This window comes from Pseudomonas sp. B20(2017), assembly GCF_002113125.1.
Taxonomy (GTDB): Bacteria; Pseudomonadota; Gammaproteobacteria; order Pseudomonadales; family Pseudomonadaceae; genus Aquipseudomonas.
The window spans coordinates 81,235-94,167 of sequence record NZ_NEJP01000020.1; the positions used below are offsets into that span (position 1 = coordinate 81,235).

10 protein-coding genes are annotated in these 12,933 nt (G+C 60.9%); all 10 read right to left on the reverse strand.

Going from position 1 to position 12,933, the window contains the following annotated elements:
* Nucleotides 1–65: 65 nt before the first annotated feature.
* Nucleotides 66–1,730, reverse strand: a complete 1,665-nt coding sequence (gene pgi / locus CAF63_RS24765) for a glucose-6-phosphate isomerase (RefSeq protein ID WP_085612637.1) — start codon at nt 1,728–1,730, stop codon at nt 66–68.
* 348 nt (nt 1,731–2,078) lie between these two features.
* Nucleotides 2,079–2,939, reverse strand: coding sequence for a pantoate--beta-alanine ligase (gene panC / locus CAF63_RS24770; protein WP_085689785.1), 861 nt, complete (start codon nt 2,937–2,939; stop codon nt 2,079–2,081).
* Nucleotides 2,936–3,736: a 3-methyl-2-oxobutanoate hydroxymethyltransferase gene (gene panB, locus CAF63_RS24775; protein ID WP_011335970.1), complete on the reverse strand. Its 801-nt coding sequence runs from the start codon at nt 3,734–3,736 to the stop codon at nt 2,936–2,938. The genes panC and panB overlap by 4 nt, the downstream gene beginning before the upstream one ends.
* A 380-nt stretch (nt 3,737–4,116) precedes the next feature.
* Nucleotides 4,117–4,602 carry a 2-amino-4-hydroxy-6-hydroxymethyldihydropteridine diphosphokinase gene (gene folK / locus CAF63_RS24780; RefSeq protein WP_085689787.1) on the reverse strand — a complete coding sequence of 162 codons (486 nt, stop codon included), beginning with the start codon at nt 4,600–4,602 and terminating at the stop codon, nt 4,117–4,119.
* A 3-nt stretch (nt 4,603–4,605) separates the two neighbouring features.
* Nucleotides 4,606–6,003, reverse strand: coding sequence for a polynucleotide adenylyltransferase PcnB (locus tag CAF63_RS24785; protein ID WP_085689789.1), 1,398 nt, complete (start codon nt 6,001–6,003; stop codon nt 4,606–4,608).
* Between the two features lie 735 nt (nt 6,004–6,738).
* Nucleotides 6,739–8,175, reverse strand: coding sequence for a sigma-54 dependent transcriptional regulator (locus CAF63_RS24795; RefSeq protein ID WP_085689794.1), 1,437 nt, complete (start codon nt 8,173–8,175; stop codon nt 6,739–6,741).
* A gap of 22 nt (nt 8,176–8,197) precedes the next feature.
* Complete coding sequence (locus tag CAF63_RS24800) at nt 8,198–11,152, reverse strand: sensor histidine kinase (RefSeq protein ID WP_166742304.1); 2,955 nt, start codon at nt 11,150–11,152, stop codon at nt 8,198–8,200.
* Nucleotides 11,136–11,312: a hypothetical protein gene (locus CAF63_RS28645; RefSeq protein WP_003176118.1), complete on the reverse strand. Its 177-nt coding sequence runs from the start codon at nt 11,310–11,312 to the stop codon at nt 11,136–11,138. The genes CAF63_RS24800 and CAF63_RS28645 overlap by 17 nt, the downstream gene beginning before the upstream one ends.
* 77 nt (nt 11,313–11,389) lie before the next feature.
* Complete coding sequence (gluQRS, locus tag CAF63_RS24805) at nt 11,390–12,286, reverse strand: tRNA glutamyl-Q(34) synthetase GluQRS (RefSeq protein WP_085689796.1); 897 nt, start codon at nt 12,284–12,286, stop codon at nt 11,390–11,392.
* 83 nt (nt 12,287–12,369) lie between these two features.
* Entirely contained in the window at nt 12,370–12,813 is a 444-nt protein-coding gene (gene dksA, locus CAF63_RS24810) for an RNA polymerase-binding protein DksA (protein WP_039771633.1), read from the reverse strand.
* Nucleotides 12,814–12,933 lie beyond the last annotated feature (120 nt).

Consider the following 12,933-nt stretch of genomic DNA (forward strand, 5'->3'; position numbering starts at 1 on the left):
TGTTGAATGAATAACCGAAATCGCGAGCAAGCTCGCTCCCACAGGGTTACTACAGCGCGATCAAATCAGCCGCGGTGACGGCCGCGGAAGTAGTTGATCAGGCCTTGGGTGGACGCGTCTTCAGCGGCGGTTTCTTCGCTGCCGACCAGGCGGTTGTAGACGCCCTTGCCCAGTTCCTTGCCCAGTTCCACGCCCCACTGGTCGAAGGCGTTGATGCCCCAGACCACGCTTTGCACGAAGACTTTGTGTTCGTACATCGCCACCAGTGCGCCGAGACGACGCGGGCTGATGCGCTCGACCACCAGGGTGTTGCTCGGACGGTTGCCCGGGATCACCTTGTGCGGTGCGAGTTTCTGCACCTGGTCTTCGCTCATGCCCTTGTCGCGCAGTTCCGCTTCTGCTTCCGGCAGGGTCTTGCCGAGCATCAGCGCCTGGCTCTGCGACAGGCAGTTGGCGTACAGCCACTGATGGTGGTCCGAGACCGGGTTGAAGCTGACGATCGGCACGATAAAGTCGGCCGGGATCAATTGGGTGCCTTGATGCAGCAACTGGTGGTAAGCGTGCTGACCGTTGCAGCCGACGCCGCCCCAGATCACCGGGCCAGTGTCGGTCGACACTGCGGTGCCGTCCTGACGCACGCTCTTGCCGTTGGATTCCATGTCCAGCTGTTGCAAGTGCTTGGTGATGTTACGCAGATAGTGGTCGTACGGCAGGATCGCGTGGCTTTGCGCGCCCCAGAAGTTGCCGTACCACACGCCGAGCAGGGCCAGCAGCACCGGCATGTTCTGTTCGAATGGCGCGCTCTGGAAATGCTGGTCCATGGTGTAGGCACCGGACAGCAGTTCCTTGAAGTTGGACATGCCGATGGCCAGCGCGATTGGCAAGCCGATGGCCGACCACAGCGAGTAACGACCTCCGACCCAGTCCCACATCGGGAAGATGTTTTCTTCGCGGATACCGAAGGCCACGGCTGCCGCGTTGTTGCTCGATACGGCGATGAAGTGGCGATACAGCTCGGCTTCCGAACCACCCTGGGCCAGGTACCAGGCGCGTGCGGCCTGAGCGTTTTTCAGGGTTTCGAGGGTGTTGAACGACTTCGAGGAAACGATGAACAGCGTGGTCTCGGCGCGCAGTTTTTGCGTCAGCTCGTGGAATTCGCTGCCGTCGATGTTCGCCAGATAATGGCAACGCACGCCTTTCTGGGCGTAGGACAGCAGGGCTTCGGAGACCAGCTCGGGGCCGAGGAACGAGCCACCGATGCCGATGTTCACCACGTCAGTGATCGGCTTCTCGGTGTAACCGCGCCACAGACCGTCGTGGATGCGGCCCACGAGATCGGTGATCTGGTTCAGCACCTTGTGTACTTCAGGCATCACGTTGACGCCGTTGACCGACAGCTTGTCGCCGACCGGGCGACGCAGGGCGGTGTGCAGCGCCGGGCGGCCCTCGGAGGAGTTGACGATTTCGCCGTCGAACAGGGCCTTGATCGCGCCCTTGAGATCGACTTCATTGGCCAGACCCACCAGCAGGTTGCGGGTCTCGGCGTTGATCAGATTCTTCGAATAGTCGAGAAACAGTCCGCAGCTGCTGAGGGTGAACTGATTGAAGCGCTGCGGATCGGCGTTGAAGGCTTCGCGCATGCTGAAATCCTGCATGGCTTGGCGGTGATCTTTCAACGCTTGCCAGGCAGGCAGAGCGGTAACGTCATGAGGAGTGCGGTAGTACGCCATCGCTGCGGTTTTCCTTTTTACTTGAACGGCCTTTTGAACTCTGAAGAGACCTCCCCGCCATGTTTGGGCGAGGGGGCAACTGCGTCGACACGATTACTTTGGCGCAGGGCGAATACAGTAAACCCAGCGCCGCGATCTGTCTTGGCTTTGTCTGACCTGTTTTCGGTACTTTTTTAACATTGATAACAGACGGGGCCGACAAACGGCGGGTAATGCGAGCAATTCCCTGCTTATCGCGTGGAGTCGAACGGCGGCAGTTTGCCCGATGGGCAGGTGCTCAGCAATACGGTCTGGAGGCGGGTACAAATGCTGTGGGAGCCGGTAGGCACCCACAGCATTTGTCGATGTTCAGGAGGGGGTGTCGAGATTCAGGTGCAGGTTGTCGATCAACCGGGTGGTGCCAAGGAATGCCGCGACCAGAATCACCAGATCACGATCGTCTGCCGTTGCAGGACGCAGGGTCACGGCGTGGCGGATTTCCAGATAGTCCGGACGCAGGCCGGCGGCTTCCAGTTGCTGGCGTTGCACCTGGATCAGGGCAGGGAAGTCGCGCTCGCCCTGCTTGATCGATTCGGCAATGCTGCTCAGGGTGCGATAGACCACCGGCGCCACGGCGCGCTGTTCTTCACTGAGGAAACCGTTGCGCGACGACAACGCCAGGCCGTCGGCGGCGCGTACGGTCGGCTCGCCGATGATCTGGATCGGCATGTTCAGGTCGTGCACCAGCGCGCGGATCACCGCCAGTTGCTGGAAGTCTTTCTGGCCGAAGATCGCCAGGTCCGGCTGGACCATGTTGAACAGCTTGCTGACCACCGTCGCCACGCCTTCGAAGTGCCCCGGACGGCTGGCGCCGCACAGACCTTCGGACAGTTGCGGCACGCTGACCCGGGTCTGCCCGGCCATGCCGTCGGGGTACATTTCTTCGACGGTCGGGGCGAACAGCAGATCGCACCCGGCTTCCAGCAGTTTTTCCTGATCCGCCGCCAGGGTGCGCGGGTACTTGTCGAGGTCTTCGCCGGCGCCGAACTGCAGCGGGTTGACGAAAATGCTCGCGACCACAAAGTCCACGCGCTGAGTGGCTTTGGTGATCAGGGCAATGTGGCCGCTGTGCAGGTTGCCCATGGTCGGCACGAAGCCGATGCGCTTGCCTTCACTGCGGGCACGCGCCACGGCGGCGCGCAGTTCACGTACGGTTTTGACGGTGTTCATGCAGAGAATCCGTGTTCGATCCCGGGGAAAGTGGTGGCTTTGACTTCACTGACGTAAGCCTTCAGCGCGGACTGGATGCTGTCCTGACCCTGCATGAAGTTCTTCACGAATTTTGGCACACGGCCGCTGATCGACAGGCCGAGCATGTCGTGCAGTACCAGCACTTGGCCGTCGGTGTCGCTGCCGGCGCCAATGCCGATCACCGGAATCTTCACCGCTTGGGTGATTTCAGCCGCCAGTTCGCTCGGCACGCATTCGAGCAGCAGCATGGCCGCGCCGGCCTGCTCCAGGGAGATCGCGTCGGCGCGCATCTGGCGTGCCTGGTTCTCGTTGCGACCCTGCACTTTATAGCCACCGAGAATGTTCACTGCTTGCGGGGTCAGGCCCATGTGGGCGCAGACCGGCACGCCGCGCTCGGCCAGCAGGCGGATCGAGTCCGCCAGCCACAAGGCGCCTTCGACCTTGACCATGTGCGCGCCAGCCTGCATCAGCAGGGCGCTGTTGGTCATGGTTTGTTCGAGGGTGGCGTTGGCCATGAACGGCAGGTCGGCCAGGATCAGGGCATCAGAGTTGCCGCGTTTGACGCTGGCAACGTGGTAGGCCATTTCTGCGGTGGTCACCGGCAGGGTGCTGTCGTGACCCTGCAGGACCATGCCGAGGGAGTCGCCCACCAGCAGCACTTCGACACCGGCCTCGTTGCAGGCGTGGGCGAAGGTCGCGTCATAGCAGGTCAGCATGGTGATCTTTTCACCTTTCTGCTTGAGGCTCTGGAGCGTGGTCAGGGTGATGGCTGGCATGTAAGAAATCCTCGTTCAGGCGCTTTGGAAACTACTGCGAGTAACGCGCGTGATTCGTCATCTATTCAGGCGCACGCTCTTTTGTCGTGCTTATAAGGCCTGGATTGCGCCCTTGTATGCCGGGTTGGCGGCAGCGGGACGCCTATAGTCGTGATGAGGCCTCAGGAAGTCAATTGCATGTGTTACCGCATTGTTACGAGGGGAGTGTTACCGGCGTTACTGATGCGATTCAGCGGGCCGGCGGGCCTGATCTGCGGGTTTTTTGTCCTACAAGAACCCCTGTGGGAGCGAGCTTGCTCGCGAAAGCGGTCAGTCAGCCAATGCAGATATTGACGGTCAGATTGCCTTCGCGAGCAAGCTCGCTCCCACAGGGTTGGGTATCAGTTTGAGGTCATGCGTTCGAGGCCGACGAACGGGCAGGCTGCGAGAAGTTCGGCAAGGGTACGGCCATCGGCCAGACGCAGATCTTCGGGAGCCAGTTCGGCCAAGGGATAGAGAACGAACGCGCGTTCCTGCATGTGGTAATGCGGGACTTTCAGGCGTGGCTCGTCGATCAGGCGATCTCCGAACAGCAGAATGTCCAGATCCAGCGTGCGCGGGCCCCAGCGCTCCAGGCGTTCGCGGCCCTGATCGTTTTCGATCGCCTGCAAGGCATCGAGCAGATCAAGCGGGGCGAGCGCGCTGTCGAGTGCGGCAACCGCGTTGGTGTAACGCGGTTGGCCCGGCAGCAGCGAGTCGCTTTGGTAGAAGGCAGATACGCCGACCAGTTCGGTCTCGGGCAATTGCCCCAGCGCGTCGACCGCGCTGCGCAGTTGTTCGGCCGGGTCAGCCAGGTTGCTGCCCATGCCGATGTAGATGCGTTCCATGCCTTATTCGCCCGTAGCGCTCGGTGCGCCGGCGCGTTTGCGCTTGGAACCGCTGCTGCGGCGACGCTTGCGCGGTGCGCCACTGTCATCACCCTTGCCGCTGAGGTCACGGATCATGTCGCGACGTTCGCTGTCGTTGGCGTCCTGATAATCGGTCCACCATTCGCCCAGGCCATCGGTCTGCTCGCCGGCGCTTTCACGCAGCAACAGGAAGTCGTAGCCGGCTCGGAAGCGCGGGTTGTCCAGCAGCAGGTCGGCGCGTTTGCCGCTGCGGCGTGGCAGGCGTTCCTGCATGTCCCAGATCTCGCGGATCGGCATGGTGAAACGTTTTGGAATCGCAATGCGCTGACACTGTTCGGCGATCAGTTCGTGAGCGCCTTCCTGCATGGCCGGAATCGGCGGCATGCCGCGCTCTTGCAGACGCAACACGCGGGCCGGCAGGGCCGGCCACAGCAGGGCGGCGAACAGGAACGCCGGGGTCACCGGTTTGTTCTGCTTGATCCGCAGGTCGGTGTTGGTCAGTGCTTCGCTGATCAGCGTGTGGGTATATTCCGGGTTGTGTTCCAGCGCATCGGCACTGGCCGGGAACAATGGCGCGAACAGTTGCAGGTCGACCAGCATTTCGAAAGTGATGGCACCGTGGCCGGAGAGGAACAGCTTGAGCACTTCCTCGAACAGGCGGGCCGACGGTATCTCGCGCAGCATTGGCGCCAGTTCGCGGATCGGCTGGACGGTGTGCTTTTCGATACCGAAATTGAGCTTGGCAGCGAAGCGCACGGCCCGCAGCATCCGCACCGGGTCTTCCTGGTAACGCTGCTTCGGGTCGCCGATCAGACGGATCAGGTGGTTGCGGATGTCGTGCACGCCATTGGCGTAATCGAGGATGCGCTCACTGACCGGATCGTAATACAGGGCGTTGATGGTGAAGTCGCGGCGTTGCGCGTCTTCTTCCAGAGTGCCATAGACGTTGTCGCGCAGAATGCGCCCGCTCTCGTTGCGCGAGGACTGGTTGCTGTCTTCGTCGTCTTCGTTTTGTGGGTGGTTGGCGCGGAAGGTCGCGACTTCAATGATTTCGCGACCGAAATGGATGTGTACCAGCTTGAAGCGGCGACCGATGATCCGCGCATTGCGGAATTCGGCGCGAACCTGCTCGGGGGTGGCGCTGGTGGCGACGTCGAAGTCTTTGGGCGTGATGCCCAGCAGCATGTCGCGCACGCAACCGCCGACCAGATAAGCCTGGTAACCGGCGCCTTGCAGACGTTCGACGATGTTGACCGCGTAACGGCTGAATTGCGCCTTCTGCAGCGAGTGTTGGCCGCTGTTGAGGACTTCAGGCGTGCTACGGATGTGTTGCGTACGACGCAGGGGAGTTCGGAATGACTGGAACAGCTTCTTCAGCATGGGATGCACTGTTTGAAGGAATGTTCGGCCATACCAGAGAATGACCGCATGATGGGCCGGGATTCTAGCATTTAGTCGAGGGATGGTGTAGGACGCTGCCGTTTTGCGCTGCAAGCCGCAGGCTAGAGGGGGGTGGGGGCGCGGTGGAGGAGAGATTTGCCGTAAGGGAGAAACTACAAGGGGAGCCGAAGCTCCCCAAGAAGTAGTTGCGTGCTCTTTTTATTATTGATTCGGGCTTCTTGTTTTTGTTGAGTGCCCTCGCCATGAAGCTTTTCCTTCATGACCCTCCCAATCGGGAGCCAAGAGCAAACGGATTGCTTTGGTCGCTGTGTTGCAGTGATCTTGCGATCCAACCAGTACAGGCTCTGTCTTAAGACAGTTTTTTGTTGTTCTCGGCCTGGTCGTGGGGCTAGCCCCAAATACAACGCCTCTCCAAAAGAATCAGTTAGCTGCGCCTCTCGCCGTCTTGTTTTTGTTGTGCGTGAGTCGATTCGTCTTATTTTTATTGTCTTGTGCATTGCTTGTTATTGTTCTTGTACCAAACATATAGCAGGTGCCGTGCCAACTTTTGCAAGCCCCAATAAAACAAGGGGTTAGGTCGATATAACCGTTTTCGCAGGGCGAAAAAAAGCCGGGGTTTCGTTACCGATAACCCCGGCTTCTGTTACGTGAAAAGACTGAGGTAACAGTTTTTTCACATCTTCAACGGTAACCCGCACACTCGACAGGTAACGTTCAGCTCTCGCTGGCGACCCCGGTCTTGCGCCGTGGAATGCCCAGACGTTGACGGCGCTCCCACAGGCATTTGCGGCTGACGCCCAGTTTGCGCGCCAGTTCGGTCTCGGTCATGTGGTCCTGATGCTCGAGCACGAAATGCTGGAAGTAGTCTTCCAGTGACAGGTCTTCGGTCGGTTCGTGGCTGCTGTTGCTGGCGTTACCGGCCGTTTGCGCCGGCAGGCCGATGAATTCGTCGTCCTCCAGATCGCCCAGCTCAATGTCGATACCCAGCAGGTCGGCCGAGATTTCCGGGCTTTCGCTCAGAATCACCGCGCGCTCGACGGCGTTTTCCAACTCCCGCACGTTACCCGGCCAGGAATAGTGCCGGATCGCCTGTTCGGCATCGGCGGCAAATTTCAGGTCGGTGCGGTTGATGCGCGCGCTCTGGCGAGCGAGGAACGCATTGGCGATTTCGTTGACGTCGGCACCGCGCTCGCGCAGGGCTGGGAGTTTCAGCGCGATCACGTGGAGGCGGTAGTACAAGTCCTCACGGAACTGGCCGATTTTCGCCAGGCTCTTGAGGTCCCGGTGGGTCGCGGCGATCAACCGGACATCGACCTTCTGCGACTGGACTGAGCCCACCCGGCGAATTTCGCCTTCCTGCAAGACGCGCAGTAAACGAGCCTGAGCTTCCAGTGGCAATTCGCCGATCTCGTCGAGAAACAGCGTGCCGCCGTCCGCCGCTTCCACCAGCCCCGCGCGACCTGCGCTGGCGCCAGTGAACGCACCTTTCTCGTGGCCGAACAGTTCGGACTCGATCAGGCTTTCCGGGATGGCTGCGCAGTTCACCGAGATCATCGGCGCCTTGGCGCGTTTCGACAGGTTGTGCAGGGCGCGGGCCACCAGCTCTTTACCGGTGCCGGACTCACCCTGGATCAGCACGTTGGAATCGGTCGGCGCAACTTTACGGATCTTGCCGTAAAGATCCTGCATCGGCGGACACGAGCCGATGATGCCGATTTCGCCGTTGCTGTTGTCGATGGCGGATTTGCCGCTGCCATTGGCCGATTTGGCGGGAGCCGCTTCGCCGGCAGCAGGCGCCGACTGGCGATCGCGCAGGATCCGCGCGACAGCCTGAAGCATTTCATCGTGGTCGAAAGGCTTGGCGATGTAGTCCACCGCGCCCATCTTCATCGAGTCGACCGCCGAGCGCAGGCTGGCGTAGCTGGTCATGATCAGCACCGGCGTGCCCTGGCCGAGCTTGATCAGCTCGGTGCCCGGAGCGCCCGGCAGTCGCAGGTCGCTGACGATCAGATCGAATGTGGGAATACTGAAGCGTTCTTGTGCTTCCTGCACTGAACCGGCTTCGCTGACCTGGTACTGGTTGCGTTCCAGCAGGCGGCGCAAGGCGGAGCGGATAATGGTTTCGTCTTCGACGATCAAAATGTGCGGCATTGATTCGATACTCTCGACGGTCTCAGTTCACAGCGGACGTCGCTTCGACATGGCGCGGCAATGTCACCCGGATACGGGTGCCGCGCTGGCTCTGAACATCAGCCGGGCTGTCGATGGTGATTTGTCCATAATGCTCTTCAACGATGGAATAGACCAGTGCAAGGCCCAGACCGGTGCCTTCGCCAGGATCCTTGGTGGTGAAGAAGGGTTCGAACAATCGGTCCATGATGCTCGAAGGAATACCGCTGCCTTCGTCTTCGACGATCAGATCGACCGTGTGTTCGCCGGCTTCGCTCTTGACCCGCACCGCACTGCCGGCAGGCGAGGCGTCACGGGCGTTGGAGAGCAGATTGATCAGCACCTGGGCGAGCCGCTGCGGATCGCCTTCGACCCAGTGATCGGGATCGCACAGGTTGTAGAACTGGACTTCGAAATTGCGCCGGTTCAGGGCCAGCAGGCCGATGGCGTCCTGGGCCACCTCTGCCAGACAAACGGGCTCGTCGCTGTGCTGATGGCTGCCGGCGTGGGCGAAACTCATCAACGACTGGACGATGCGTGACACACGTTTGGTCTGTTCGAGGATCTGGCCGCTGATTTCCGTCAGCTCACCATCCTCTTCGCGTTCTTCCCGCAGGTTTTGCGCGAGGCAGGCGATACCGGTGATCGGGTTGCCGATTTCGTGAGCAACACCCGCCGCGAGTCGGCCGATGCTGGCCAGGCGCTCGGAATGCACCAGTTTGTCTTCGAGCATCTGGGTTTCGGTCAGGTCTTCCACCAGCAGCACCAGGCCGCTGTTGCCCGGCGCGAGAGGCTCGTCGATGGCTGCTTTGTGCAGGTTCAGCCAGCGGGTCTGGCCGTCGAGGGCCAGGTGCTGTTTGTGCAAGTGTTCGTCGGGCAGGTGGATGAAGCCTTGCAGCAGATCTTTCCACGGATTGGCGATGGTGCTCAGGCGCGAGCCGACCACCCGTTGCGCGGCAATTCCGGTCAGTTCTTCCATGGCCTTGTTCCACATCAGGATCTCCTGATCCTTGGCCAGCGAGCAGACGCCCATCGGCAGTTCCTGCAGGGTCTGGCGGTGGTAACGGCGCAGGGCGTCGAGTTCGGCGGCCAGACCGGTCAGGCGCGAGTGGTAATCCTCGAGGCGGCTTTCGATGAAGTGGATGTCTTCGGTGACGTAATTTTCGCCGCCGGCCTTGTACGGCAGGAAGGTTTCCACCATGTCTTGGGCGACGCTCGGCCCCATCAGGCCAGAGAGGTTGGCTTCGATCCGGTCACGCAGGCGGCGCAGGGCGTAAGGGCGGCGCTCGTCGAAGGGCAGATAAAGGTCGCGCAGGGCCTGCTCGACTTCTTTCTGCGCAGCCTTGGCGCCCAGCGGCTTGGCCAGTTGCGTGGCGAATTCCTGCGGGGAGGCTGCGTGCAATTCGCGGCGTTGCGGGCGACGTACGTTGTCCACCGCGCAGGCTTCGGCAGCGCTGGCCTCTTCCGGGCTGGCATTGGTGAACAACGAAATCAGCGTGAACATCAGTACGTTGGCCGCTAGCGAGGCGATGGCCGCCATGTGCCAACTGGTGTCATCCAGCACGTAGATCATGTTCAGCAGCGGAATATAGAAACCCTGCAGATTGCCGACCAGCGGCAACAGCATGGTCACGACCCACACCACAATCCCCGCCAGCAGACCGGCGATGAAACCGCGGCGATTGGCGGTCGGCCAGTACAGCACCGACAGCACACCCGGCAGGAATTGCAGGGTCGCGACGAAGGCGACGATGCCGAGGTTGGCCAGATCCTGCTCGGCGCCGAGCATCAGATAAAAGCAGAAGCCTGCCATGATGATCGCGACGATCAGTGCCCGGCGGGTCCATTTCAACCAGCGATAGATATTGCCTTCGGCCGGCGGCTGGTAGAGCGGCAGCACCAGATGGTTCAGGGCCATGCCCGACAGGGCCAGCGTGGTGACGATGATCAGGCCGCTGGCCGCCGACAGACCGCCGACATACGCCAGCAGCGCCAGCGACTTGCTGTTGGCGGCGATGCCGATGCCGAGGGTGAAGTATTCCGGATTGGTGGTGGCACCGAGTTTCAGGCCGGCCCAGAGAATCAGCGGCACGGCCAGGCTCATCAACAGCAGGAACAGCGGCAGGCCCCAGCTCGCGCTGACCAGCGAGCGCGGGTTGAGGTTTTCGGTGAAGGTCATGTGATACATGTGCGGCATCACGATCGCCGAGGCGAAAAACACCAACAGCAACGTGCGCCACGGGCCTTCCTGCAATGGCGTGTGCAGGGCGGCGAGGGCGGTCTGGTTCTGCAACAGCCACAGTTCAAGCTGTTGCGGGCCGTCGAATACGCCGTACAGCGCGTAGAGGCCGACGCCGCCAAGGGCCACCAGTTTGATCACCGATTCGAAAGCAATCGCGAACACCAGTCCTTCGTGTTTTTCACGGGTGGCGATGTGCCGGGAGCCGAAGAAAATCGTGAACAGAATGATCAGCGCACAAAACGCCAGGGCCACGCGGTTCTGTACCGGCTCGCCAGTAAGGATGCCGATGGAGTCGGCCACGGCCTGGATCTGCAACGCCAGCAACGGCAATACGCCGATCAGCATGAATATCGTGGTCAGCGCACCGGCCCAGGTGCTGCGAAAGCGGAAGGCGAACAGGTCCGCCAGCGACGACAGTTGGTAAGTGCGGGTGATCTTGAGGATCGGATACAGCAGCACCGGCGCCAGCAGAAACGCGCCGGATACCCCGAGATAACTGGACAGAAAACCGTAGCCGTACTGATAGGCCAGCCCCACCGTGCCGTAGAACGCCCACGCACTGGCGTAGACCCCCAGCGACAGGGTGTAGGTCAACGGATGGCGAATGATCGCCCGCGGGATCATGCCTCGTTCACTGATCCACGCCACGCCGAACAGCGCGGCCAAGTAGGCGGCGCTGATCAGCAGCATCTGGGTCAGGCTAAAGCTCATCGGCATCTTTTTGGCTCTGCAGGATGAAGGTCACGACAATCAGGATCAGCCAGAGCAGATAAGGGCGATACCAGGCGCCCGTAGCGTCGATCCACCAATCCATGATGGCGGGAGAAAACAGGTAGATCCCCACGACCAGAAGCAGGACCAAGCGATAGATGTACATCCCGGCCTCTCTTTTTTATGCGCGTGCCCGAAAACGTGCGGCGATGGTAACGGATGGGCGCGCCACTGCAAGTGTCGTCACAGCAGTTGCGCTTCGGGCAGGGTCAGTGTGCGCGGGATTTTCAAGGCATCCCAGTGGGCGCTGCCCCAGTTCAGCAGTTCCTGCGGCGAGGCGTGGGCCAGTTCGGGCCCCGGGTTTTGTCCCAGTGCGCGCAAAGCCCGCAGTAGCAATGGCGTGGCCTGATCGGCTTCCAACGGTGGCGAGCGATAGGACTTGCCGAGCTTGTTGCCGTCCGGCTGGGTAATCAGCGGCAGATGCAGATAGCGCGGCTGGCGCAGGCCCAGCAATTCCTGCAGATAGAGCTGGCGCGGTGTGGAGTCGAGCAGATCGGCACCGCGCACGATGTCGGTGATGCCCTGCCAGGCATCGTCCAGCACCACCGCCAGTTGGTAGGCGTAGAGACCGTCGCGGCGGCGGATCACGAAATCTCCCACGTCACGGCCCAGATGCTGGCGGTATTCGCCTTGCACCCGGTCGATGAAATGGTATTCAAGCTCTGGCACGCGCAGGCGGATCGCGGCGTCTTCCTGGTCATGGCCGGCATTGCGGCACAGACCCGGATAAATGCCGTGGTACGGCTCCAGTTGTTTGCGAGAGCAGGTGCAGGCGTAGGCCAGGCCATGATTGAACAGGCTGTCGAGCACCTGGGCGTAGGCTTCATGCCGATCGCTCTGGTGGACCATTTCGCCGTCCCATTCGAAACCGTAGCTTTCCAGCGCCTTGAGAATCGCCGCTTGCGCGCCGGGCTCTTCACGGGGCGGATCGAGGTCTTCCATGCGCACCAGCCAGCGACCGCCCACCGAGCGTGCGTCCAGATAAGAGGCCAGGGCGGCAACCAGCGAACCGAAGTGCAGGTGTCCGCTGGGGGTCGGGGCAAAGCGGCCAATGTAGGCGGAGGAGGTGTTGGCAGTCATGAGGGCGATGTTACTTGAGAGTCAAAAAACAGCAGAAACAAAAACGGAGCGTTCGCACGCTCCGTTTTTCGTTCAGGCCGGGATTATTTACCGACCTGCTTTTCCTTGATTTCCGCCAGGTTCTTGCAGTCGACGCACATGTCGGCAGTCGGACGGGCTTCAAGGCGCTTGACGCCGATCTCGATGCCGCAAGAGTCGCACCAGCCGTACTCTTCGTCTTCGATCAGTTGCAGGGTCTTGTCGATCTTCTTGATCAGTTTGCGCTCGCGGTCGCGGGCGCGCAGCTCGAGGGCGAACTCTTCTTCCTGGCTGGCACGGTCGGCCGGATCAGGAAAGTTGGCCGCTTCGTCTTTCATGTGATCAACAGTGCGGTCGACTTCCTGCATCAAGTCCAGTTTCCACTTGGTCAGGATCTTGGTGAAGTGCGCACGCATAGGCGCGCCCATGTACTCTTCGCCCTCTTTAGGGACGTAAGGTTCGAAACCGCTGAGTGTCTGACTTGCCTGTTGCTTTGCTTGGGTGGGCATGAAATGGACCGCCTCTACTCTTGTAATCCATTGCGCAGGATTGCTCCATCACCGACACCTGCCGGCCCTGCGGCTGCAAGCGGGCGAACTTACCAGATCAATTCGACCCGCGCTACTCCC